The sequence below is a fragment of the Mycobacterium sp. genome, from assembly GCF_035623875.1.
Classification (GTDB): domain Bacteria; phylum Actinomycetota; class Actinomycetes; order Mycobacteriales; family Mycobacteriaceae; genus Mycobacterium.
This window is the reverse complement of the sequence record NZ_DASPSP010000114.1, coordinates 1-23,705: the sequence shown is the minus strand read 5'-3', so window position 1 is coordinate 23,705 and position 23,705 is coordinate 1. Positions and strand designations below refer to the sequence as shown.

24 protein-coding genes are annotated in these 23,705 nt (G+C 67.7%); 16 read left to right on the top strand and 8 right to left on the bottom strand.

Going from position 1 to position 23,705, the window contains the following annotated elements:
- From VEI45_RS09405 to VEI45_RS09370, 8 genes are all read left to right on the top strand, one after another.
- A partial coding sequence (locus VEI45_RS09405; protein ID WP_324852430.1) for an HNH endonuclease signature motif containing protein occupies positions 1-1,010 on the top strand: 1,010 nt, incomplete at its 5' end.
- A 111-nt stretch (positions 1,011-1,121) separates the two neighbouring features.
- Positions 1,122-2,480 (top strand): Pup--protein ligase, encoded by a 1,359-nt coding sequence (pafA, locus tag VEI45_RS09400; protein WP_324852428.1) that lies wholly within the window; start codon positions 1,122-1,124, stop codon positions 2,478-2,480.
- 43 nt (positions 2,481-2,523) lie between these two features.
- Positions 2,524-3,525, top strand: a complete 1,002-nt coding sequence (locus VEI45_RS09395; RefSeq protein WP_324852426.1) for a YafY family protein — start codon at positions 2,524-2,526, stop codon at positions 3,523-3,525.
- Positions 3,522-4,493 (top strand): YafY family protein, encoded by a 972-nt coding sequence (locus VEI45_RS09390; protein ID WP_324852424.1) that lies wholly within the window; start codon positions 3,522-3,524, stop codon positions 4,491-4,493. The genes VEI45_RS09395 and VEI45_RS09390 overlap by 4 nt, the downstream gene beginning before the upstream one ends.
- 50 nt (positions 4,494-4,543) lie before the next feature.
- Positions 4,544-4,786, top strand: a complete 243-nt coding sequence (tatA, locus tag VEI45_RS09385) for a Sec-independent protein translocase subunit TatA (RefSeq protein WP_324852422.1) — start codon at positions 4,544-4,546, stop codon at positions 4,784-4,786.
- 39 nt (positions 4,787-4,825) lie between these two features.
- A complete protein-coding gene (gene tatC / locus VEI45_RS09380) occupies positions 4,826-5,761 on the top strand; it encodes a twin-arginine translocase subunit TatC (RefSeq protein ID WP_324852420.1) in 936 nt (311 codons plus the stop codon).
- A 31-nt stretch (positions 5,762-5,792) separates the two neighbouring features.
- Entirely contained in the window at positions 5,793-8,582 is a 2,790-nt protein-coding gene (locus VEI45_RS09375; protein ID WP_324852436.1) for an RNA helicase, read from the top strand.
- 73 nt (positions 8,583-8,655) lie between these two features.
- Positions 8,656-9,429 carry a DUF4333 domain-containing protein gene (locus VEI45_RS09370; protein WP_324852418.1) on the top strand — a complete coding sequence of 258 codons (774 nt, stop codon included), beginning with the start codon at positions 8,656-8,658 and terminating at the stop codon, positions 9,427-9,429.
- A gap of 20 nt (positions 9,430-9,449) precedes the next feature.
- Here VEI45_RS09370 and VEI45_RS09365 read toward each other — a convergent pair whose 3' ends face one another.
- Positions 9,450-10,409: a 5'-3' exonuclease gene (locus VEI45_RS09365; protein WP_324852416.1), complete on the bottom strand. Its 960-nt coding sequence runs from the start codon at positions 10,407-10,409 to the stop codon at positions 9,450-9,452.
- A 39-nt stretch (positions 10,410-10,448) separates the two neighbouring features.
- Between VEI45_RS09365 and VEI45_RS09360 the strand changes: the two genes are divergently transcribed.
- Both VEI45_RS09360 and VEI45_RS09355 read left to right on the top strand, forming a co-directional pair.
- Positions 10,449-11,573 carry a Xaa-Pro peptidase family protein gene (locus VEI45_RS09360; protein WP_324852414.1) on the top strand — a complete coding sequence of 375 codons (1,125 nt, stop codon included), beginning with the start codon at positions 10,449-10,451 and terminating at the stop codon, positions 11,571-11,573.
- A gap of 58 nt (positions 11,574-11,631) precedes the next feature.
- A complete protein-coding gene (locus VEI45_RS09355; RefSeq protein ID WP_324852412.1) occupies positions 11,632-12,297 on the top strand; it encodes a GNAT family N-acetyltransferase in 666 nt (221 codons plus the stop codon).
- Positions 12,298-12,301: 4 nt separating this feature from the next.
- On the opposite strand, the gene VEI45_RS09350 is transcribed toward VEI45_RS09355, so the two are convergent.
- Positions 12,302-12,715 (bottom strand): F420-dependent biliverdin reductase, encoded by a 414-nt coding sequence (locus tag VEI45_RS09350; protein WP_324852410.1) that lies wholly within the window; start codon positions 12,713-12,715, stop codon positions 12,302-12,304.
- A 35-nt stretch (positions 12,716-12,750) separates the two neighbouring features.
- Between VEI45_RS09350 and VEI45_RS09345 the strand changes: the two genes are divergently transcribed.
- Genes VEI45_RS09345 through VEI45_RS09330 form a run of 4 tightly spaced genes read left to right on the top strand, consistent with a single transcriptional unit; the run spans position 12,751 to position 16,235 of the window.
- Positions 12,751-13,500 carry an SDR family NAD(P)-dependent oxidoreductase gene (locus VEI45_RS09345; RefSeq protein WP_324852408.1) on the top strand — a complete coding sequence of 250 codons (750 nt, stop codon included), beginning with the start codon at positions 12,751-12,753 and terminating at the stop codon, positions 13,498-13,500.
- 49 nt (positions 13,501-13,549) lie between these two features.
- The gene (cbiE, locus tag VEI45_RS09340) at positions 13,550-14,725 is read left to right on the top strand and encodes a precorrin-6y C5,15-methyltransferase (decarboxylating) subunit CbiE (protein ID WP_324852405.1); all 1,176 of its coding nucleotides are present in this window, start codon (positions 13,550-13,552) and stop codon (positions 14,723-14,725) included.
- Positions 14,722-15,477 (top strand): precorrin-4 C(11)-methyltransferase, encoded by a 756-nt coding sequence (gene cobM, locus VEI45_RS09335; protein ID WP_324852434.1) that lies wholly within the window; start codon positions 14,722-14,724, stop codon positions 15,475-15,477. The genes cbiE and cobM overlap by 4 nt, the downstream gene beginning before the upstream one ends.
- A complete protein-coding gene (locus VEI45_RS09330; protein ID WP_324852432.1) occupies positions 15,474-16,235 on the top strand; it encodes a cobalt-precorrin-6A reductase in 762 nt (253 codons plus the stop codon). Before cobM ends, VEI45_RS09330 begins: the two co-directional genes overlap by 4 nt.
- On the opposite strand, the gene VEI45_RS09325 is transcribed toward VEI45_RS09330, so the two are convergent.
- A complete protein-coding gene (locus VEI45_RS09325; RefSeq protein ID WP_324852403.1) occupies positions 16,232-16,483 on the bottom strand; it encodes a hypothetical protein in 252 nt (83 codons plus the stop codon). The genes VEI45_RS09330 and VEI45_RS09325 overlap by 4 nt on opposite strands.
- A 206-nt stretch (positions 16,484-16,689) precedes the next feature.
- Between VEI45_RS09325 and VEI45_RS09320 the strand changes: the two genes are divergently transcribed.
- Positions 16,690-16,875, top strand: coding sequence for a hypothetical protein (locus VEI45_RS09320; RefSeq protein ID WP_324852401.1), 186 nt, complete (start codon positions 16,690-16,692; stop codon positions 16,873-16,875).
- 250 nt (positions 16,876-17,125) lie between these two features.
- On the opposite strand, the gene VEI45_RS09315 is transcribed toward VEI45_RS09320, so the two are convergent.
- The 5 genes from VEI45_RS09315 to VEI45_RS09295 all read right to left on the bottom strand — a co-directional run bounded on the left by VEI45_RS09315 (position 17,126) and on the right by VEI45_RS09295 (position 22,336).
- Positions 17,126-17,506, bottom strand: coding sequence for a nuclear transport factor 2 family protein (locus tag VEI45_RS09315; RefSeq protein WP_324852399.1), 381 nt, complete (start codon positions 17,504-17,506; stop codon positions 17,126-17,128).
- 177 nt (positions 17,507-17,683) lie between these two features.
- Positions 17,684-19,156 carry a precorrin-2 C(20)-methyltransferase gene (locus tag VEI45_RS09310; protein WP_324852397.1) on the bottom strand — a complete coding sequence of 491 codons (1,473 nt, stop codon included), beginning with the start codon at positions 19,154-19,156 and terminating at the stop codon, positions 17,684-17,686.
- The gene (locus tag VEI45_RS09305) at positions 19,153-19,779 is read right to left on the bottom strand and encodes a precorrin-8X methylmutase (RefSeq protein ID WP_324852395.1); all 627 of its coding nucleotides are present in this window, start codon (positions 19,777-19,779) and stop codon (positions 19,153-19,155) included. The genes VEI45_RS09310 and VEI45_RS09305 overlap by 4 nt, the downstream gene beginning before the upstream one ends.
- A gap of 9 nt (positions 19,780-19,788) precedes the next feature.
- A complete protein-coding gene (gene cobG / locus VEI45_RS09300; protein ID WP_324852393.1) occupies positions 19,789-20,886 on the bottom strand; it encodes a precorrin-3B synthase in 1,098 nt (365 codons plus the stop codon).
- Positions 20,887-20,920: 34 nt separating this feature from the next.
- Positions 20,921-22,336, bottom strand: coding sequence for an HNH endonuclease signature motif containing protein (locus VEI45_RS09295; protein WP_324852391.1), 1,416 nt, complete (start codon positions 22,334-22,336; stop codon positions 20,921-20,923).
- 93 nt (positions 22,337-22,429) lie between these two features.
- On the opposite strand from VEI45_RS09295, the gene VEI45_RS09290 reads away from it, so the two are divergent.
- Positions 22,430-23,705: NAD(P)/FAD-dependent oxidoreductase (locus VEI45_RS09290; protein ID WP_324852389.1), on the top strand; the 1,276-nt coding region annotated here is incomplete at its 3' end.

The following is a 23,705-nucleotide window of genomic DNA, read 5'->3' as shown; positions in this document are numbered from 1 at the left end:
TTGTGATCGACTCGCCGCACGGCCAGGATGGCACCACCAACCTATGGGGAACGTTGTATTCGACCGACGCGGCGGTGCTGGAACGGCGGTTGACGCAGCTGGCTCACGGGGTGTGCGATGATGACCCGCGCACCATCGCCCAGCGCCGCGCCGACGCGTTGGGCGCGCTCGCCGCCGGGGCCGACCAGCTGGCGTGCGGCTGCGGTAGCGCTTCCTGCCCGGCAGGTATCGATGGCGACCAGCGGGGGACAAGTGTCGTCATTCACGTCGTCGCCGAAGAATCGGCCTTGACTGCGGCCCCCGACCCGCACATGTCGGGCGAGCGGCCGGCGCGGCCCTTCGCGCCGGGCACGCCACTTTCGGAGGCGCTCGCCCCCGACCCCGAACCCGATCCACCGTGCGACAGGACCCAACGGCCCGCCGGTCGGATTGTCAGCGGCGGTGCGGTGCCCGCCCCGCTGCTGGCCGAGTTGATCCGCGGCGGCGCCAAGGTCACGCCGGTGCGCCTTCCTGCTGACGTGCCTGCCGAATCGAGCTACCGCCCGTCGGCCGCCCTGGAGCGGTTCGTCCGGTGTCGGGATCTGACCTGTCGGTTCCCGGGCTGCGACCGGCCCGCCGAGTTCTGCGATGTGGACCACACGGTTCCTTACCCGCTCGGGCCGACGCACCCATCGAACCTCAAATGCATATGCCGAAAACATCATCTGCTCAAGACGTTCTGGACAGCCTGGCGCGATGAACAATCACCAGATGGCACCGTCATCTGGACTGCGCCGACCGGGCAGCGGTACACCACTTTCCCGGGGAGTCGACTGCTGTTCCCCAGCTTATGTCTGCCGACTGGCGAATTGCTCACTGCCCCAACGGTTGACCGACCGCTAGGCGATTGCGGGATCATGATGCCGAGGCGCCACCGAACACGCGAACAAGACCGAGCCGCCCGCATCGACACCGAACGTGCGCTCAACGCCGTCCACTTCGCCGAGCGCAACAAACCCCCGCCCTTTTGAGCGCTGAGTGCGCTGGACGTCGCCCGATTGGGTCAGGTCGTCCATCTCGACCTCGTCGGGTATCCGCGAGCCGCGCCACCGTCGCGGTCGAACAACCAGTACGCTCGAATCGTGCAGCGGCGGATTATGGGCATCGAGACCGAATTCGGTGTTACCTGCACGTTCCACGGTCATCGGCGGCTGTCGCCGGACGAGGTGGCCCGCTACCTGTTTCGCCGAGTGGTCTCCTGGGGTCGTAGCTCCAACGTTTTCCTGCGCAACGGCGCACGGCTGTACCTCGACGTGGGTAGCCATCCGGAATACGCCACCGCCGAATGCGACAGCCTGGTGCAGCTGGTCACTCACGACCGTGCCGGCGAGCGGGTGCTGGAAGACCTGCTCGTCGACGCCGAGCAGCGCTTGGCTGACGAGGGCATCGGCGGCGACATCTACCTGTTCAAGAACAACACCGACTCGGCGGGCAATTCATACGGCTGCCACGAGAACTATTTGATCGTGCGCGCCGGCGAGTTCTCCCGTATCTCCGATGTGCTGCTGCCGTTCCTGGTCACCCGCCAGCTCATTTGCGGCGCGGGCAAGGTGCTGCAGACCCCGAAGGCCGCCACATTCTGCCTCTCGCAGCGCGCCGAGCACATCTGGGAAGGCGTGTCGTCGGCCACCACCCGTAGCCGGCCGATCATCAACACCCGCGACGAACCGCATGCCGACGCCGAGAAGTACCGGCGTCTGCACGTCATTGTCGGCGACTCCAACATGTGCGAGACCACCACCATGCTCAAGGTGGGCACCGCAGCGCTGGTGCTGGAAATGATCGAAGCCGGGGTGGCGTTTCGCGACTTCTCGCTGGACAACCCGATCCGGGCCATCCGTGAGGTCAGCCATGACGTCACCGGCCGACGGCCGGTGCGGCTGGCCGGCGGCCGTCAGGCCAGCGCCCTGGACATTCAGCGGGAGTACTACGCGCGCGCCGTCGAACACCTGCAGACCCGCGAGCCGAATGCCCAGATCGAGCAGGTGGTGGACCTGTGGGGTCGCCAGCTCGACGCGGTGGAAAGCCAGGACTTCGCCAAGGTCGACACCGAAATCGACTGGGTGATCAAGCGCAAGTTGTTCCAGCGCTACCAAGACCGCTACGACATGGAGCTGTCCGACCCGAAGATCGCCCAGCTGGATCTGGCCTACCACGACATCAAGCGCGGCCGCGGCGTCTTCGACCTGCTGCAACGCAAGGGGCTGGCGTCGCGCATCACCACCGACGAAGAAATCGAGGACGCCGTCGACCGGCCGCCACAGACCACCCGCGCGCGGCTGCGCGGCGAATTCATCAGCGCCGCCCAGGCCGCCGGTCGGGACTTCACCGTCGACTGGGTGCACCTCAAACTCAATGATCAAGCCCAGCGCACTGTGCTGTGCAAGGACCCGTTCCGATCGGTCGACGAGCGAGTCAAGAGACTGATCGCCAGCATGTAGCCGGGCAATCGCGGGGGCGGATCCGGCAATTAGGGTAGGGCGGGTGGCGATCTCGAAAGTCGAGCGACTGGTCAACCTCGTCATCGCGTTGCTGTCGACCCGTGGCTACATCACCGCCGAGAAGATCCGGTCCAGCGTGGCGGGCTATTCCGACACCGCCAGCGACGAAGCGTTCTCGCGAATGTTCGAGCGGGACAAGAACGAACTGCGCGATCTGGGCATCCCGCTGGAGACCGGCAAGGTGTCGTCGTTCGATCCGGTCGAGGGTTACCGGATCAACCGCGAGGCGTACGCGCTGCCCGCCGTCGAGCTGACCGCCGACGAGGCAACGGCTGTGGCCGTCGCCACTCAGCTGTGGGAGTCGCCGGAACTGATCACCGCCACCCAGGGTGCGCTGCTCAAGCTGCGCGCCGCTGGCGTGGACGTCGACCCGGATGCGCCGGTTGCCATTGCGTCACCGGCCGGGACCGTGGGTCTGCGCGGGTCGGAAGACGTTCTCGGAGCGTTGTTGTCGGCCATCGACTCAGCGCAGGCCGTGCAATTTCCGCACCGGCCGTCGCGCGCCGAGCCGTACAGCGTGCGCACGGTCGAGCCGTGGGGCGTGGTGACCGAGAAAGGTCGCTGGTATCTCGTCGGGCACGACCGTGACCGCGGCGCCACCCGCACATTCCGGTTGTCCAGGATCGGCGGCGAGGTGACGCCGATCGGTCCGGTCGGTGCCTTCGCCCGGCCCAAGCACGTCAACCTGCGCAAGATCGTGGCCGAGGCGGTCGGAGAGGCGCCGACGGGTGTGCGGGCTCAGGTCTGGTTGGCCGACGGGCGGGCCACCGCGCTGCGGCGCGCCGGGCTGTCGCTGGGGCCGCGGCAACTGGCCGGACGCGACGGCGAGGTCGTCGAACTCGACATCGGAACCACCGACCGGCTGGCGCGCGACATTACCGGGTATGGCGCCGACGCCGTCGTGCTGGAACCGTCCACGCTGCGAGAGGAGGTGCTGGGCCGGTTGCGTGCCCAAGCCCAAAGCGAGGAGGAGCGGCGCTCATGACTCCCGTGTCCACCCGCCTGGTGCGGCTGCTCAACATGGTGCCGTACTTCCAGGCCAACCCACGGGTCACCCGCGTGCAGGCCGCCGCCGACTTGGGCGTTTCCGTCAAACAGCTGGGCGAGGACCTCGACCAGCTGTGGCTGTGCGGCCTGCCCGGCTACAGCCCGGGCGACCTGATCGACTTCGCGTTCGAGGGCGACACCATCGAGGTGACGTTCTCGGCGGGCATGGACACGCCGCTGCAGCTCACCTCGCCGGAAGCCACCGGCCTGCTGGTGGCTCTGCGGGCGCTGGCCGACATTCCGGGTGTCGTCGATCCGGAGGCAGCGCGCAGCGCGATCGCCAAAATCGAAGCAGCCGCCGGGGCCGCCGGGCACGGGCCTGACATCGCCGCGGTGGACGAGCCGGCGCCGGTCGAGAGTCAGGCCGCGGCTGCGGTGCGCGCCGCAGTCCACGACAATCGGGCGCTGAGCATCGACTACTACGCGGCTTCGCACGACACGCTGTCCACCCGGATCGTCGACCCCATCCGGATCGTGCTGGTCGGCGGGCACAGCTACCTCGAGGCGTGGTCACGAGAGGCCGAAGGGGTGCGGCTGTTCCGGTTCGACCGCATCGTTGACGCGACCGTGCTCGACGAGCCGTCCGCGCCGCCGGAACCCGCGCTTGCGGCGCCGCCGGATACTTCGCTGTTCGACGCCGACCCATCGCTGCCGTCGGCGACGCTGCGGCTGGCGCCGGCGGCGTCGTGGATGTTCGAGTACTACCCAATGCGCCTACTGCGCGAGCTGCCCGATGGTTACTGCGAGGCGGCGATGACCTATGCCTCCGAAGAGTGGACGGCCCGCCAAGTGCTGGGCCTGGGGTCCGCCGTTCGTGTTCTGCGGCCGGATTCGCTGGCCAAGCGGGTTCGGGATGCCGCGGCGGCCGCTCTGGAGTCCTACCAGGCCGCGGCGCGCTCCGGCTAGTCGTACGGCTGCTGCGGTAGCATCGTGGGGACGTCTGGAGGTAATTAAAAGTGAACGCTCTTACCCCGGGTCACCTGGCGATCATTGCGGTCCTGGTGATCGTTCTGTTCGGTGCCAAGAGGCTCCCCGATGCGGCACGTTCGCTGGGCAAGTCGTTGCGGATCTTCAAGTCTGAGGTTCGCGAACTACAGAACGAAAGCAAGCCAGACACGCCTGTCGCGCCGCCCGCGGCAGCCCAACCCGTACAGTCCGAGCGGGTCGACCCGCCGGCGGCTGACGGTCGATCGGCCTAGCCTGGCATCGCCGCCGCGGCGCCCGAGCGCCTACTGACTGTGCGCACCACCGGTCTATTCAGGCGGCTGGATCCGCGACTTCGTCGCAGCCGCACCAATCCCGACGGGACCATGTCGCTCGTCGCCCATCTCACCGAACTGCGCGCCCGGCTGTTGATCTCGTTGGCGACGATCGCAGTCACCACGGCGTTCGGGTTCATTTGGTATTCGCACGGTTTGTTCGGGCTGGAAAGCCTGGGCGAATGGCTTCGACACCCGTACTGCTCGCTGCCGCCGTCGGCGCGAGCGCAGATCAGCGCTGACGGCCAATGCCGGTTGCTGGCCACCGCGCCGTTCGACCAGTTCATGCTGAGGCTGAAGGTCGGGTTGACCGCTGGAGTCGTGCTGGCTTGTCCGATGTGGTTCTACCAACTGTGGGCATTCATCACGCCGGGGCTGTACAAGAAGGAGCGCCGTTTCGCGGTGGCATTCGTCATCCCGGCGGCAATGTTGTTCGTCACCGGCGCGGTGCTGGCCTATCTGGTGCTGTCCAAGGCGCTGCACTTCCTGTTGACCGTAGGCAGCGACGTGCAGGTGACGGCGCTGTCCGGCGACCGGTATTTCGGCTTCCTGATCAACCTGCTCCTGGTCTTCGGTATCAGCTTCGAGTTCCCGCTGCTGATCGTGATGCTCAATTTCGTCGGTGTGCTGAGCTACCTAAGACTACGGTCCTGGCGGCGCGGCCTGATCTTCGTGATGTTCGTGTTCGCAGCGGTTTTCACGCCGGGTTCCGACCCGTTCTCGATGACGGCCCTCGGACTGGCTCTGACGCTGCTACTCGAATTGGCCATCCAGATCGCCCGGGTGCACGACAAACGGAAAGCCAAACGCGAAGCCCTGACCGCCATCGCCGACGACGAAGCCTCGATCGTCGACCCGCCCTCCGCGGTTGGGGCGCCGTCGAGCATCGCCGGACCCCATGACGACGTCACCTGACCCGCGCGCCGCGACGATGCAGAGCGAAGCGATGGGGAGGAGCGACGCATATGACCCCGCGGGCGAATTAGCCAAGTTCGCTGCGGAATTGGCTTTTGGACTCGACGGCTTTCAGCAGCAGGCCTGCGCGGCGCTGGAAAGCGGCCACGGTGTCCTGGTGTGCGCGCCAACCGGAGCCGGAAAGACCGTCGTCGGCGAATTCGCAGTGCACTTGGCACTGGCAGCGGGCGGCAAATGCTTCTACACCACGCCGCTGAAGGCGCTGAGCAACCAGAAGCACACCGACTTCGTGGCCCGCTACGGCAAAGACCAGATCGGATTGCTCACCGGCGACCTGTCGGTCAATGCGAACGCCCCGGTTGTGGTGATGACCACCGAAGTACTGCGCAACATGCTTTACGCTGATTCGCCTGTGCTGCAAGGGCTTTCCTATGTCGTCATGGACGAGGTGCATTTCCTCGCCGACCGGATGCGTGGTGCGGTGTGGGAGGAAGTCATCCTGCACCTGCCCGACGAGGTGCGCCTGGTCAGCCTGTCGGCGACAGTGAGCAACGCCGAGGAGTTCGGTGGCTGGATCCAGACCGTGCGCGGCGACACGACGGTGGTCGTCGAAGACCACCGACCGGTCCCGCTGTGGCAGCACATGCTGGTGGGCAAACGTATTTTCGACCTGTTCGATTATGCGGCCGGTGGCGCGGGTGAGCGGCGCCAGCCGATTGTCGACCCGAATCTGTTGCGCCACATCGCCCATCGCCGCGAAGCCGATCGGCTCTCGGACTGGCGTGGCCCCCGCAGACAGGCGGGAAGGGGAGGGCCGGGACGCTTCGGCCGGCCGGGTTTCTATCGGCCGCCGTCGAGGCCCGACGTGATTCACATCCTCGACTCGGAGGGCCTGCTGCCCGCGATCACCTTTGTGTTCTCCCGCGCGGGTTGCGACGCCGCAGTCGCGCAGTGCCTGCGGTCGTCATTGCGGCTGACCACCGAGGAGGACCGGGCGCAGATCGCCGAGGTGATCGAGCATCGCTGCGGCGATCTGCAGGATTCCGACTTGGCCGTGCTCGGCTACTACGAGTGGCGGGAAGGGCTGCTGCGCGGTATCGCCGCCCACCACGCCGGAATGCTGCCGGTGTTCCGGCACACGGTCGAGGAGTTGTTCACCGCCGGGCTGATCAAGGCGGTCTTCGCCACCGAAACGCTGGCGCTCGGCATCAACATGCCGGCCCGCACCGTGGTGCTGGAACGGCTGGTGAAGTTCAATGGCGAACAACACGTCCCGCTGACGCCGGGGGAGTACACCCAGCTCACGGGGCGGGCCGGCCGCCGCGGTATCGACGTCGAAGGCCACGCCGTGGTGCTCTGGCACCCCGGCGAAAGCACCAGCGAGCCGGCTGAAGTCGCCGGCCTGGCCTCCACCCGGACCTTCCCGTTGCGCAGCTCGTTCGCCCCCTCGTACAACATGACGATCAACCTGGTGAACCGAGTCGGCCCCGAGCAGGCTCACCGGCTGCTGGAGCAGTCGTTCGCCCAGTATCAGGCCGACCGGTCGGTGGTAAGCCTGGTCCGCGGCGTCGAGCGCGGCCAGCGGATGCTCGACGAGGTCGCAGCCGACCTCGGTGGAAGCGACGCGCCGCTCTTGGAGTACGCCCGGCTGCGGGAACGGATCACCCAACACGAGCGCGCCCAGGCCCGCGCGTCGCGGCTGCAACGCCGGCAGGCGGCCAACGACGCGCTGGCGGCGCTGCGTCGCGGCGACATCATCACGATCACGCACGGCCGCCGGGGCGGCCTGGCGGTCGTGCTGGAGCCCGACCGTGACAGCGACGACCCGCGGCCGTTGGTGTTGACCGAAAACCGCTGGGCCGGCCGGATTTCGTCGGCCGACTATTCCGGCGCCGCAGCGCCGGTTGGCTCTATGACACTGCCCAAGCGGGTCGAACACCGACAGCCCCGCGTCCGCCGCGACCTGGCCTCGGCGCTACGTTCGGCGGCCGCTGGACTGTCGATTCCGGGCGCCCGCCGCGGCGGCGGCAGCCGCACTGAGAGGCGCGATCTCGATCCCGAGCTGGTCTCGCTGCGCGAGCAGATGCGCCGTCATCCCGTCCACCGCGAACCCGATCGGGAGGCCCAAGTCCGGCTTGCCGAGCGCTATTTGCGCATCGAACGCGACAACGAGGCATTGCAGAAGAAGGTGGCCGCCGCCACCAACTCGTTGGCCCGCACCTTCGACCGGATCGTCGGGTTGCTCACAGAGCGCGGGTTCATCCAGGTCGCCCACGGTGACCCGACGGTAACCGACGACGGGCGGTTGCTTGCCCGGATTTACAGCGAGAGCGACCTGTTGGTGGCCGAATGTCTGCGCACCGGCGCCTGGACCAGGCTGCGAGACGCCGAGTTGGCCGCCGTGCTCTCATCGGTGGTCTACGAATCGCGGGGCGGGGACGGCCCCGGGCCGCCGCGAAACGCAGAGGCTCTGACCGCGCCGTTACGGCAGGCGCTGCACCGCACGCGACGGTTGTCGGCGGAGTTGCGCGCCGACGAGCAGCGGCACCGCATCACGCTGAGTCGCGAACCCGACGACGGTTTCGTCGCGGCCATCTACCGCTGGGCCAGCAATGGAGACCTGGTCGCCGCATTAGCCGCCGCTGATTCCGAGGGCAGCGGTTCACCGCTGTTGCCGGGGGATTTCGTCCGCTGGTGCCGGCAGGTGCTTGATTTGCTGGACCAGGTCCGTAACGCCGCCCCCCAACCGGAGCTGCGGGCGACGGCGAAACGCGCGATCGACGCCATTCGGCGCGGCGTCGTGGCAGTTGACGCCGGGTAGGCTCGGTCCCAGCTACGGTTGCATTCGCGACCGATGCGAGGACTGCAATCAGGACTGAGAGGACAGACGCACGATGAGCGGACCCCAGGGGCCCGACCCGACGCAACCGTGGCAGCCGCCACAGGGTGAAGGTCAGCAATCCGGCGAGGACCCGACGCAGCACGTGTCACCCTGGCAGCAGCCATCCGGCGAGCAGACCTGGCAGGCGCCAGGTGGAGAGCAACCGACGTGGCATGCGCCCGCGTACACGCCCACTGAATACGGGCATTACCAGCAGCCGCCGACGCAGTACTACCCGCCGTCTCAGCCGTTCCCGCAGCCCACGGGCTACCCACAGCAGGACCAATACGGCGGGCAGACCGCTCAATACGGCCAGCCCGGCCAGTACGCACAGCCCGGGCAGTACGGGCAGCCGGGCCAATACGGTCAGCCTGGTCAGTACGGTCAGCCCGGTCAGTACGGCCAGTACGCGGGGCCCTACGGCCAGCCTCCTGCCAGCCCCGGTTCGACGCGGTCGCGGGCGGTCATCGGCACGGTGGTCGGCGTGTTCGCCGCCATCCTCGTCGCGGTCTTATTGGTGCTGGGCTTCTGGGCCCCAGGGTTCTTCGTGACGACCAAGCTGGACATCAATAAGGCGGAGGCTGGTGTGGCGCAGATCCTCAGCGACAGCACCAACGGCTACGGGGCGAAGAACGTCAAAGACGTCAAGTGCAACAACGGCCAGAATCCGACGGTTAAAAAAGGCGGCAGCTTCGACTGCGACGTCAGCATCGACGGCACCAAGCGTCAGGTGACGGTGACCTTCCAGGACAACAAGGGCACCTACGAGGTCGGTCGGCCCAAGTAGCGGGACATAGCAGCGTTACGTCACGGCGCCGGCAACGCGTCGAGCGCCTTCTGCAATCGCGCGATCGGTGACGCGACCCCCAGCCGCGTCGCCAGCTCCGCGGTGCGCTTTGGGTCGGCGGCCACCAGCGGCACGGCGTCGCTCGGTGTCGACAGCGCGACAGGCGCGTCGGTAGCGACCCGCACCACCGCGCCGGCGGCCTCGATGTAGTCGGCGGCCTCGCGCAGCTTGGCCCGCATGCCCTTGGACAGCGACGATTTGGGGTCGTCGACGGCGGCCAAGATTCCCGCCAGCGAGCCGTGCTGCGCCATCAGCGTCGCGGCGGTCTTTTCGCCGATACCGGGCACGCCCGGCAGCCCGTCGGAGGGGTCGCCGCGCAGCAGCGCCATTTCGGCGTAGGCGGGGCCGGCCCGATCGGCGGGCACGCCATAGCGCTCGGCCACCTCGGGGGGACCCATCAATGTGGCGTTGGTCAGTCCGCGTCCGAGGTAGAGCACCCGAACGGGGACCGGATCATCGCCGACCACTTGTAACAGGTCGCGGTCGCCGCTGACAACGACTACCGGGTCACGTCGTTCCCGGGCGGCCAGCGTGCCGATCACGTCGTCGGCTTCGAAACCCGCCGCGCCGCCGGTGCAGAAGCCGAACGCGTCGAGGATCTCCTCGATCATTTCGACCTGCGGAGACAAGTCGTCGGGCACTTCCTCGACATCGGGTTGCCCGTCGGGGTGTTCTTCCTCGACGCGATGCGCCTTGTACGACGGGATGCGGTCCACCCGGAATTGCGGGCGCCAGTCCAAATCCAGGCACACCACCAGGCGACCGGGCCGCTGCCGGGTGATCAGTATGGCGACGGAGTCCAAGAAGCCGCGGACCGCGTTCACCGGCCGGCCGTCGGGCGCTGTGATCGAGGACGGGACGCCGTAATAGGAGCGAAACCACATGCTGGCGCCGTCAAGCAGCAGCAGCGGTGCAGGCATGCCCGCCATCCTGCCAGTCGCGCGGCTAGCCTGACTGCCATGGGTTCTCATCGGTTCGATGCAGACGTTTACCGCCATCGGATTGCGGCGGCGACTGGCGCTACCGCCGACGCCGGTCTGGCTGGCCTGGTGATCACCCCGGGCTATGACTTGCGCTATCTGCTCGGATCGCGTGCGCAGACCTTCGAGCGGCTCACGGCGCTGGTGCTGCCGGTGTCCGGCGACCCGACCGTGGTGGTGCCTCGACTGGAGTTGGCCTCGCTGAAGCAGTCCGCTGTCGCGGATCTGGGCCTGGCGGTGCGGGATTGGGTCGACGGCGACGACCCCTATCGACTGGTCGCCGGAGCCATCGGCGGCGCGCCAGCGGCGACTGCCGTCACCGATTCCATGCCCGCGCTACACCTGTTGCCGCTGGCCGATGTGCTCGGCGTGCTGCCGGTGCTGGCCACCGGCGTGTTGCGGGGACTGCGGATGGTGAAGGACGCCTCCGAGATCGACGCGCTGCGCAAGGCCGGCGCGGCGATCGACCGGGTGCACTCCCGGGTGCCGGACCTCCTGGTGCCTGGTCGAACCGAAGCGGACGTCGCCGCGGATATCGCCGAAGCCATTGTCGCCGAGGGGCATTCAGAGGTGGCGTTCGTCATTGTCGGTTCCGGTCCGCATGGTGCAGACCCGCATCACAGCTACTCGGATCGCGAACTTCGCGTCGGCGACATCGTCGTCGTCGACATCGGCGGCGCGTACGAGCCCGGATACAACTCGGACTCGACGCGTACCTACAGCATCGGCGAGCCCAGCGCCGAAGTGGCGCAACAGTATTCAGTACTGCAGCGAGCGCAACGGGCGGCGGTCGAGGCGGTGCGTCCGGGGGTGACCGCCGAGGACGTTGACGCCGCCGCCCGCGACGTACTGGCCGAGGCCGGGCTCGCCGAGTATTTCGTACACCGCACTGGCCACGGCATCGGGTTATCGGTGCACGAAGAGCCGTACATCGTCGCGGGCAATGATTTACCGCTGCAAGCGGGCATGGCCTTTTCCGTCGAGCCCGGGATCTACTTCCCCGGCCGGTGGGGGGCGCGTATCGAAGACATCGTGGTGGTGGCCGACGACGGCGCCCTGTCCGTCAACCACCGCCCGCACGACCTGATCGTCGTCCCGGTGTAGACATGACCAGGCCTTGGATGCCCGGCGCCGACCTTGGTCCGCGTATTACGCTCGTGCGATGACCGATCACGACCGCGCTGCTGCCCGCCGAGAGATCACCGACGCCCTGCTCACCGCGCTGGAACGTCGACATGAAGTGCTGGACCTGATCGTGGAGGCCGACGACCGGCCGTCGGCGGTCGACGGCATCGTCGCGTTGCTGGGCACCTCACGGCTGGGCGCCGAGGCGGTGATTGGCATGTCATTCGATCAATTGACCAAGGACTCGCGCAAGAAGATCGCTGCCGAGCTCGAGGACCTGAACAACATCCTGAGTTTCACATTCAAAGACCGGCCTGCGAGCTCCGGCGACACGCTGGCGCTCCGCCCGTTCTCCGCGGCGTCCGACCGCGGCATTTTCGCCGCGCGCACCGATGACATCGGCGCCAAGGGCGACGGGTCCGGCGCCCCGGCGGGCGGCCTCGACGACGAGATCGGCGCAGCGCAGGACCGGTTCGATGCCGAAGAGGCCGCCTGGTTCGTCGCGGTCGACGGCGACGAGAAGGTCGGCATGGTCTTCGGCGAGCTCGCCGGTCAGGAGGTCCACGTCCGGATCTGGATCCATCCCGACTACCGGCACCGCGGCTACGGCACCGCCGCGCTGGCCAAATCGCGACCAGAGCTGGCGGCCTACTTCCCGGCGGTGCCGCTGGTGATTCGGGCGCCCGGCGCCACACTCGTCTAGCGAGCTACGCGGATTTGTGGGTCAGCAGATCCGAGGATCCCAGCACTCGCTCTATCTGCACCTCGATGACCACTCGCCGGGGGTTGACTCGCGGCGTGCGATAACGCTGGGCGTAGCGCAACTCCGCGTCGCGCACGGCGTCGACCTCGCGGTTGACACTGGCCCGCCCTTCCAACGACAGCCAGCGTGCCCCATCGACCTGACTGAGCACCGCGACCCCGCCACGCTGGGCGTTGACCGCCTTCTGCGAGCCGCCGGTGGTGATCACCCGCGCGATGTGCGTCTTGGGGTCGAAGGTGAAGCCCACCGCGACGACGTGCGGGGAATTGTCGGCGCGCAGCGTGGTCAGCATGGCGAGATGGCGCTCTGTCAGAAACGCCAGCGCATCGTTGGTCAGCCGGGCGGTGGAGTTCGCCATCACCGCTCACGCTAGCGCAGGTGATAATCGCAGCCGTGGATGACACGGGGGCTGCGACGGTGCTGATCCTGGGCGGCCGCAGCGAGATCGGTATTGAACTCGCGCGGCGGCTGGCGCCCGGCGCGTCGGTGATATTGGCGGCGCGCAAAGCCGACCAGCTCGCCGAGCAGGTCGCGGCGCTGGTCGCCGCCGGCGCGACGGCCGTATACACCAGGGAGTTCGACGCCGACGACGTGGACTCGCACGGCCCGCTCGTCGCTTCGGTCCTCGCCGAGCACGGCCCGATCGACACCGCGGTGCTGGCCTTCGGGATTCTCGGCGACCAAGCTCGCGCCGAGATCGACGCTGCGCACGCGGTGGCTGTCGTACACACCGACTACGTCGCGCAGGTCAGCCTGCTCACCCATCTGGCGGCAGCAATGCGGCAGGCCGGGCGGGGATCGCTGGTGGTGTTCTCCTCGGTGGCCGGCGTGCGGGTGCGTCGGGCCAACTACGTGTACGGGTCAGCGAAAGCGGGACTCGACGGCTTCGCCAGCGGGCTGGCTGACGCGCTACACGGCACCGGGGTGCGATTGTTGATCGCGCGCCCGGGATTCGTCATCGGGCGGATGACGCAGGGCATGGCGCCCGCCCCGTTTCCCAGCACGCCTGAGCAGGTGGCCGCTGCCACCGCGCGAGCGCTGGCCAAAGGACGGCGCACCGTCTGGATCCCATGGGCGCTGCGGCCGATGTTCTTCGGGATGCGGCTGCTACCGCAATTCGTCTGGCGGCGGCTGCCGCGATGATCCGCGCCGGCGACGATGCGCAGCGGAGCGACGAGAAGGAGCGGCGCCAATGATCATCGTTGTGGGCGTCGGCGCAGACGGGATGCCGGGATTATCAGAGACGTCACTACGCGAATTACGAAGGGCCACAGTGATTTATGGGTCCAAGCGACAGCTCGGCCTGCTCGATGACACCGTCGCGGCGCCCCGTCGGGAGTGGCCGTCGCCCATGCTGCCCGCCTTGCAAAGACTGTTCGACGACCACACCGAGGACATTCACGTCGTGGCCAGCGGCGACCCGCTACTGCACGGCATCGGGGGCACGCTGCTCCGGTTGTACGGCGCCGAAAACATCCGGGTGCTGCCGCAGGTGTCCTCGGTGACGCTGGCGTGCGCGCGGATGGGCTGGACCGTGCAAGACACCGAGGTGATCAGCCTGGTCGCCGCGGTGCCACACACCGCCGTGCGTCGCGGCGGCCGGGCGATCGTGTTGTCCAGCGACGGGTCCACACCCAAGACGCTTGCGGCGCTGCTCAACGCCCACGGCCGCGGCGACTCGGAGCTCACCGTTTTCGAGCAACTCGGCGGCGCAGGCGAACGCCGCCGCGACGGCACCGCGCGCCAGTGGGCCTCCGATCCGCCCTCCGGCGTCGACGATCTCAACGTGATCGCCGTCCGCTACCTGCCGGACGAGCGGGTGTCTTCGTTGCCCGACGCGGCCTTTGTCCACGACGGGCAGATCACCAAACAGGCGATCCGCGCCGTCACATTGGCGGCGTTGGCGCCGCGGCCGGGGGAGCGGTTGTGGGATGTTGGCGCCGGCTCGGGCAGCATCGCCGTCGAATGGTGCCGCAGCTGGCGGGACTGCACCGCGGTCGCTTTCGAACGCGACGAGTCGCGCCGCAGCAACGTAGGGTTCAACGCCGCGGCCCACGGTGTCAGCGTTGAGCTGCGCGGCGAAGCACCCGACGCGTTCGACGGCGCGGCACCGCCGTCGGCGATCTTCATCGGCGGTGGCCTCACCCAGCCCGGCCTGCTGAACGCCTGCCTGGAGCGCCTGTCCGCCGGTGGGCGTCTGGTCGCCAACGCCGTCACTGTGGAATCAGAAGCCGTTGTAGCGCAAGCCTATTCGCATCTAGGTGGGGAGCTGCAGCGTTTCCAGCACTATCACGGGGAGCCGCTGAGCGGCTTCACCGGTTGGCGACCGCGGCTGCCGATCACCCAATGGGCGGTGACCAAGCCGTGACGGTGTACTTCATCGGCGCCGGCCCCGGCGCGGCCGACCTGATCACCGTCCGTGGGCAGCGGCTGCTCAGCCGCTGCCCGGTATGCCTGTACGCCGGATCGATCATGCCCGAGGACCTGTTAGCGCTCTGTCCGCCCGAGGCCCGCATCATCGACACCGGCCCGCTGACCCTCGACCAGATCGTCACCGAGATCGCGGATGCCGACGCCGCCGGCCACGACGTGGCCCGGCTGCATTCCGGCGACCCGTCGCTCTACAGCGCGCTGGCTGAGCAGTGCCGCCGACTAGACGCGATGGAAATCGGTTACGAAATCGTGCCCGGCGTACCGGCCTTCGCCGCCGCCGCGGCGGCGCTGGGTCGTGAGCTTACTGTCCCGGGTTTGGCGCAGACGGTGACGCTGACCCGGATCGCGACATTGTCGACGCCCATGCCGCCCGGCGAAGACCTGACCACTCTTGCTCAATCGGGGACGACCCTGGTGCTGCACCTTGCCGCCGCGCAGATCGACACCATCGTCCCGCAGCTGCTGGCCGGCGGCTACCGGCCGGAAACCCCAGCCGCGGTAGTGGCTTTCGCCAGCTGGCCGCAGCAGATGGTGCTGCGCGGGACGCTGGCCGACATCGCCGGGCAGATGCACGACGCCGCGATCACCAAGACCGCCGTCATTGTTGTCGGCGATGTGCTGGCCGCCGAGGGATTCATTGACAGCTACCTGTATTCCGCTGGACGCAGCCGGGGCGGTCGGCACTGATGCGTGTGCTGCTGCTCGGCGGCACCGCTGAGGCGCGAGCACTCGCCACCCGGGTGCACCCGCACGTCAACGTCGTCAGTTCGTTGGCCGGACGCGTCCCGGACCCGGTCCTGCCGGTGGGTGCTGTGCGAATCGGCGGGTTCGGCGGAGTCGACGGCCTGCGAAAGTGGTTGCGGGACGAACATATCGACGCCGTCGTCGACGCCACCCACCCATTCGCTGCCACCATCACCGCGCACGCCGCCGCTGCGTGCGGGGAGTTAAACCTGCCGTATCTACTGCTGGCCCGCCCGGCCTGGGACCCCGGTGACGCCATCGTGGTTGTCTCGGACCGCCGGGCGGCTGAAGTCGTTGCCCATCAACAGTTTTCACGAGTATTTCTCACCACGGGTAGATCCGGTGTCGCGGCGTTCGCGGGCAGCGATGCGTGGTTTCTGATCCGCGCCGTCACCGCGCCGAACGCCGACCTGTTGCCGCGTCGTCACCAGCTGGTGTTATCTCGCGGCCCGTATCACTACGACGGGGAAGTCGCGCTGCTGCGCGAGCACCGCATCGACGCATTGGTCACCAAGAACAGCGGCGGTGAGATGACTCGGGCAAAGCTGGACGCCGCCGCGGCACTTGCCATCCCGGTTGTGATGGTGAGCCGCCCGCCGCCGCCACCCGGGGTGGCGACGGCAGGCAGCGTCGACGAGGCGTTGACCTGGCTGACCGAATGTGAGCCTGATGCACGCGAAACGCGCACGGGCGATCGTTAAGCCAGACCCGCTACGCCGATCCAGACCCACAGTTCGGGCGGGGCGGGATCATCGGGTAACCACAACAGCCGCCAGCGCCGCGACAGCCAGCCAATCGCGACCAGTACCAGCGCTGCGGCCGCCATCTCGATGGTGGTGGGTAGCCAGCCGTGCAATCGCGACAGTCCCTGCCGGCCCGGCCCCCGCGGGCCGCCGCCCGCACGGTGGTGGCACACATCGTCGTGGTCCCCCTTGCCGTTTCGTCTCATGTCGCGATTAAGCGAATTCGTCTACTGCGACAAGCACGTCGTTACAAACGCGGTTTTGGTGCCGGATGAGAACTCTTGGTGTGCCAGACATGCGCGACGTCCGCACGGCCAATGGACGATTAACGATGGCAGGCATAAAAACCCGACCTGCCGAGTTGGCAGAATCCCGCCCCAGATTTAGGTTCGCCGATATTGAGTTAATTAACTTGAGCACCGCACCGGTGCTGTCGGTTCCGCCCGCGGCGATCCGCCGCGGCCGGCTAACCGCAACACTGACGGCCGCCACCCGCCGCATCTTCACCCCGCTGCTTGAGCCACGACCGCACCGCCCGCGTCGTGAGCCCTCCTATTTCGAGATGGCGCGAATGTGTCGCGAGATGGAACGCCTATAACGCGAGGACCAACGTCAGCCCCAGTGGCACAAGGGATCTGGATTAGCTGAATCCGGCCTGGTTCAGATTGACCGTGCGCACCCGCAGCGATCGGTTTGAGTCCTTGGCCGCCTATTACCAACACAGCAATGTCGGTTTCGACTCTGGTGAGACGTGCTCGATGTTGCTAGGCAGATTCGAGCAATGGCCGCCCGAAGGGGCGCCCGAAATTACTCTGGTGGCCGAGGGTTCTCCCCGACCACCGGACCATTCAGACTTGCAGCTTCGCAAATTTCGCAGTGTCATAGTGGATCTCACCGCGTACAGCCTTGCCATCACGGTTAAATCGCAATACGTTGACGAACGGCGATTCGTCGATGCCGTTGTCATTGGCGAAACGTACCGTCCCCAATACGACGACATATTCGCCACCGTCGATGTACTCGCGCGGCTCGACGCTCACCGTGCTCCAGTGATCTGGCAATCGGCCCATCATGTCCAATATCGCGTCACGTCCGTGAATCTCCCCGCCGGGCCGTACCTCCTCGGAGGAATACCAGACAGCATCCTCGGCGTAAGAATCCTTCAAAGCGGCCAAATCCCCACGGCTGAACGCTTGATGTGCGGACCTAGCGGTATCGACGTTCGACATTTCGGTTGCCTCCCTTGCATGCTCGTGACTTGCATCAGATATGTCGATCAGTCCACTATTTCGCCGGCCCCTGGGAAGCGCATAGAGTAATCGCCTACCTCAATTTCGGCGGGGGTGCAGTCCGAATTGCAGTTGTGTGTCGGCCGTGCGGGAGCTCAGCCCGGGCCGCTGTTCGAGTCAGGACGGGTACCGGCGAGGGGTGAAAACCCGATCCGCCGAGTCGACCGAATGCCATTGCGTTTGCGAGGACCCGACAATCAGCAGGCAGCGCATGTCGACATCGGCCGGGTCGAGCTCGACGAGTCGGACCACCCTCACCCGTTCACCGGGCCCGGACACATCCCGGCCGATCACCACCGGGGTGCCGGGGTCGCGGTGTGCGAGGAGTAGGTCCCGCATCGCGCCCACCTGCCAGGTCCGCGTCTTCGACGCCGGGTTGTAGATGGCCAGCACCAGGTCGGCGGCGGCCGCGGCGGCGAGGCGCTCGGCGATCACACTCCACGGCTTGAGCCGGTCCGACAACGAGATCACCGCGTAGTCGTGACCCAGCGGTGCGCCGACGCGGCTGGCGACGGCCTGCGCGGCGGTCATCGCCGGAACCACCCGAACCCGCACGCCGGGCCATTGTTTGGCCTCCTCCAGGACTGCGGTAGCCATCGCGAACACCCCGGGATCACCCGAGGACACCACGGCGACCGCGTGTCCCTGCTCGGCCAGCGAGCAGGCCAGCCGCGCTCGGGCGGGTTCCTCGGTGTTGTCGCTGGGGTGTCGACGCTGACCGTCGCGGGTCGGGATGCGCGCGAGGTAGGGCGCATAGCCGATAAGGTCGGTGGCAGCGGCCAGTTCGCGGCGGCTTTCCGGTGTCATCCAGTCGCTGTGTCCCGGGCCCAGGCCGACCACCGCCACGCCCGCCCGGCGCGTCGCCTGCCGTCGGCCGCCCGGCAGCAGCGCCAGCGAAAAGTACGGCACGCCGGTGTCGTCGACATCGGCCGCGGGCAGCACCCGCTGCCCGGCGGTGCTGGCCCGTTCCACATACAGTGCGGCGTCAAGCTGACCGGCTGCTGAAAGCGCTTCCCGCACAGCCGGATACGAGCGTCCCAGTTTGAGTATCACCGCGGCGTCGGAGTCGGCGAGCCGGCGAGCCAACTCCTCGGGCGGCAAAGTTCCCGGCAGCACCGACAACACCTCGTCACCGGCGACCAGCGGCGTCGCGATCGCCGCCGAGGCCGCGCTGACCGATGTCACGCCCGGCACGATCACCGCGTCGAACCGCTCCGTCAGCCGGGTGTGCAGGTGCATGTAGGAGCTGTAGAACAGCGGATCGCCCTCGGCGAGCAGTGCGACATCGCGACCCGCGTCCAGATGCTCGGCGATGCGCTGCGTGGCAGCGGTGTAGAAGTCCTCCATCGCGCCGGCATAGCCGCCAGGATGGTCGGTTGCCTCGGTGGTGACCGGATAGACCAGGTGTTCCTCGATCTGCCCCGGCCGCAGATACGGTTCGGCGATGCCGCGGGCGATGCTGCGCCCGTGCCGGGCGCTGTGGTAGGCCACCACGTCGGCTTCACCGATCACCCGGGCTGCCTTGACGGTCACCAGTTCCGGGTCGCCGGGGCCCAGCCCGACTCCGAAAAGCGTTCCGCGACTTATCATTCGGTGCTGGCCGCGATCGCGTTGACGGCGGCGGCGGCCATCGCGCTGCCGCCGCGACGGCCCCGCACCACCAGGTACGACATCCCGCGCGGACGGTCGACGAGTTCCTGTTTGGACTGCGCCGAGCCGACGAAACCGACCGGCCCGCCCAGCACCGCGGCCGGCGCCGGGTAACCCTCGTCGACCAGTTCGAGCAGGCGGAACAACGCCGTGGGCGCGTTGCCGATGGCCACCACCGCGCCGGCCAGCCGATCTGCCCACAGCTGGACCCCGGCCGCTGAGCGAGTGATGTGCAGGCGGGCCGCCAGCTCCGGTGCTCGCGGATCGGCGACCAGCGAGACGATTTGGCTGTCGGCGGGCAGCCGCGAAAGGGTGATCCCGGCCGCCACCATCGACGAATCGCAGAGCACCGGAGCGCCGGCCGCCAGGGCCGCGCCGGCGCGAGCAACGACATCGTCGGTGTAGACGACATGCTCGGCGACGTCGACTTGGCCGCAGGTGTGGATCAGCCGGACCACCACGCGCTCGACGTCGGCCGGGAATCGGCTCAGGTCCGCTTCGGCGCGAATCGTCGCGAACGACTGCCGGTAGATCTCAGCGGCGTCGCGCAGGTAGTCGAGCACCTGCTCACCCTAAGACCTCACTGGTCGGTATCCGTCTTCGGTGGCGACCAGCACCTCACCGGTCGGCGGGCTGCCGCAGGCGCGTTCGCAGCCGACGAAGTGTCGGTGCACATCCGAATCGGTACGTAGTGATTGCGCGGCGTCGGCGCGCACATCGGCGAGCGAATGCGCGCAGCCCGGGCTGCCGACGCAGGCGCTGATCGCCAGCCAGGGCGAGTTTTCGTCGAAAACCAGACCCAGCGGCGCCAGTACTCGCAGCGCCGTATCGGCGACGGCTTCGTCGAGGTCGCAGATCAGCACTGAGCGCCACGGTGTGACGATCAACGGCGCCTCGATCGCAGCCAAGTATGCCGCGACGCGTGCCGGCAGCACACCCAGCGGCACCGCGGCGCCCAACGTGACTAGGCCGTCGTCCTGTTCGATCCAGCCGACCGGGGGCCGGGTGACCGGCGGAAAGCTGTCACCGAGCTCGGCGCCGGGCCAGAGTCCGGCGGCGTCGCTCAATTCGCTTATTCGCCAAGCACTTCCGCGTACCTGAGTGAACCGCTCCGCGACGGCGACTAGCGTCTCGACCACGTCGGGTGCCGTCAGCTGGACACTGGCGTCACGCCCGGCCAGTAACAGGCGGGCGTGGTCGTCGAGCACGTGTGCGCCGACGTCGGCGCCCAGACCCGACACGTCGCCACGGCCGTCGTCGATGCTGAACAAGAAGCGGCCCGGCAGCGCTGCCAGGGCAGGCTTGGCCTGGATCGCTGCGTCTAGCTCTGCGGTCCACGCCCGCACGTCCGCGTTACCACCGACGCGGCCGGACAACGGCGACGCGACAATATTGCGAACCCGCTCATGAGTCGCCGACGGCAACAGTCCGGTCGCGGCGATCGCGTCGCCAACCGCTGCCACGTCGATGATCCCGCGGATCTGTACGTTGCCGCGCGCGGTCAGCTCCACAGTTCCGGATCCCAGACGATTGGACGCCTCGGCCAGCGCCGCGAGCTGGGCAGCAGTGAGCGCGCCGCCGGGCAGCCGGATCCGGGCGAGCGCGCCGTCGGCGGCCTGGTGCACCTGTAGCGCACCCGGGCAGGCGTCGGTGTCGCGGGTCCTGGCCATCCATCAACGGTAAGGCCATTCAGCGCCAGCTGAATCAGAACGGTGGTGGGTCGTGGTCGGTATGGGGTGGTGCGGGTCCGCCTGATGCTGCTTGGCGTGCTTTGCGATTCTGTCGGCGTTGGGCGTCGATGTAGTTGGCGTGGTTGTGGGCGCGGGTGTGCCGGCGTCGGGGCATCCTCGCGGTGCGGTCTGCGCAGCGTGGCGGGTGGGGGATGGGGTCGAGCGTGCCGGTGGGTGCGCACAGGGCGGGGAACAGCAGCGCGCTGCCGGGGGTGGTGACGTACGTCTGTCCCGACGGTGATGTCCAAATCAGGGTGCCGTCGGTTAGTTGTTGGTCGCGCCAGCCCCAGAAGGTTTTGAGTAAATGGTGCAGCCGGCATAGGGATTTCAGGTTGGAGGCGTGGGTGGGCCCGCCGTCGGCGTGGGCGACGGTGTGGTCGATGTCGCAGCTGAGCGCGGGCCGACCGCAGCCGGGGAACCGGCAGGTCAAATCGCGGCAGTGGACAAAGTCGGCCAGCGCTTGCGACGGAAGGTAGCCGGCTTCGGGTGGCGCGTCGGCGGGATGGACGAGTGGCCGAAGCTTGGCCGACTTCGCCAGCTCGGCGATCAGTTCGGCGGGGATGAGCGCATCGGCGCCGATCATCGCTCCCGGCCTCGGCGCAGCGCCGTCGAGGCTGGCGGCTTCGGCGACCACGTGGATGACCACCGGACTCGGTGGCGGCGCCGCGGCGGTGGGGCAGTCGGGTTGGCCGCAACGACACCCCAGCCGGTCGGCGCTGGCCGCTAACGCACCCATGGCATCGGCGCGGCGTTGATTGCGGGTGCGCGGATCAGCGGCACACACCGCGGCCGCCAACGCATCTAGCCGCGCGTCGACCGCGTGGGCGTCGGTGCTGTAGAGCCGGCCGAATACTTCGGTCAAACCGTCAGTGTGGTCGAAGATCGACAATTCCCGATCAGCGTGGCGTTCGCGTCGGCGGCGCACCGCGTCGCGGTCGACGCGGGCCACCATCTGGTCCACCCGGGCGGCCAGCCGGCCCCGCGTCATCGCCGGCCAGCGCGGCACCGATAGCGCCAGTTCGACGTCGAGGGTGGCCATCACCTCGGGGTCGCTAATCAGATCGGTGCGGTAGACGATGGTCTGAAACGTCCGATAGTCGATATCGCCGGCCAGCAACCGTTCTCCTACCCGCGCAAGCCGCAATCGCATCGCCCGCGAGTAATACAGGTGGCTCGCGGCCAGCGCCTGGGTGATGTTCAACGCCGCGGCAAGCTCGGCGGTGATCGCTTCCTGGGTGTCGGTGCACCAAGTCTCCCGCTCACCGAACCGACGCAACCACAACACATCCAGCTCGCCGATCGCCGCCAGCCGCTGCCCGGCTGCCTGGCTTTCGGCCCGCGCGGCCGCACCCAACCGCTGCACCACCGCCGTCACGGTCTGATCGAACATATATTCGACTATGCCACCGGGGTCCGACAAGTCGTCGATAAGCCGGGGTCAGCGGCGTAACGTGCAGTCCAGCGAGAGGGCCGGGTGGTTGCCATGACGCGCAAGCGGTCTTTGAAGGTCGCCATAATCGGCGCAGGAATGTCGGGCATCTGCATGGCGGCCAAGCTGCAGGACGCCGGCATCGAAACGTTCACCATTTTCGAGAAGGCCGACGACGTCGGCGGCACCTGGCGCGACAACACGTATCCCGGTCTTACCTGCGACGTCCCGTCGCGGTACTACTCCTACTCGTTCCGGCCCAACCCGAATTGGTCGCACTGGCTGCCACCAGGCCCAGAGATCCAGGCCTATTTCCAGCGGGTGGCCGACGAACGAGGCATCCGTCCGCACATCCAGTTCGGCAGCAACGTGACCGCGGCCCGTTATGAAGACGGAAAGTGGCAGCTCGTCACGCCCGGCGGCGAAGAAACGTTCGACGTCCTCGTCACCGCCACCGGAGTTCTGCGGGTACCTCGATATCCAGACATCCCCGGGTTGGACACGTTCGCCGGACCAGCGTTCCATTCCTCGCGCTGGGATCACTCGGTCTCCTTGCCGGACAAGAGGATTGGTTTAATCGGCACCGGCTCGACCGGGGTGCAGATCACCGCGGAACTCGGCGGCAAGGTGCGCGCGCTGAAGGTTTTTCAGCGCACCGCCCAGTGGATCTACCCCTTGCCTAACCCGCGCTACTCAAAGCTGACCCAGGCGGCGCTGTCCCGGTGGCCGGCACTGAATGCTATGTCCTATCGCTTCTGGGGGTGGATCTTCAGGCACCTGTTCGGCCGTGCGCCCATCCGCCCGGGATGGCAGCGCAGTCTGGCCACGGCCGAGTGTCAATGGAACCTGCGGCTCTCGGTGCGCGACCCGGAGCTGCGGGCCAAACTCACTCCGAACTATCAGCCGATGTGTAAACGGCAGGTAATGGCCGGGCGTTTCTACCGTTCCGTGCAAAAGCCCGGCGTCGAGGTGATCACCGACCCGATCGACCGCATCGAGCCCGGCGGCATCGTTACCGCCGACGGCACACTGCACGAACTGGACCTGCTGGTCTACGCCACCGGGTTTGACGCGCGAGCCTATGTGCGCCCACTGGAGGTGATTGGGGAGGGCGGGCTCACCTTGGACGAGGCCTGGGCCGACGGCCCGACGGCGTATCGGTCGGTGGCGGTGCCGGGATTCCCCAACTTGTTCATGCTGATGGGTCCGCATTCGCCAATCGGCAACCAATCACTGGTCCCGATCGCCGAGGACCAGGCCGACTACGCGATGTGGTGGATCAGCCAGCTTCGCGATGGCGTCGTGCAGGCCGCCGCGCCGACCGAAGCCG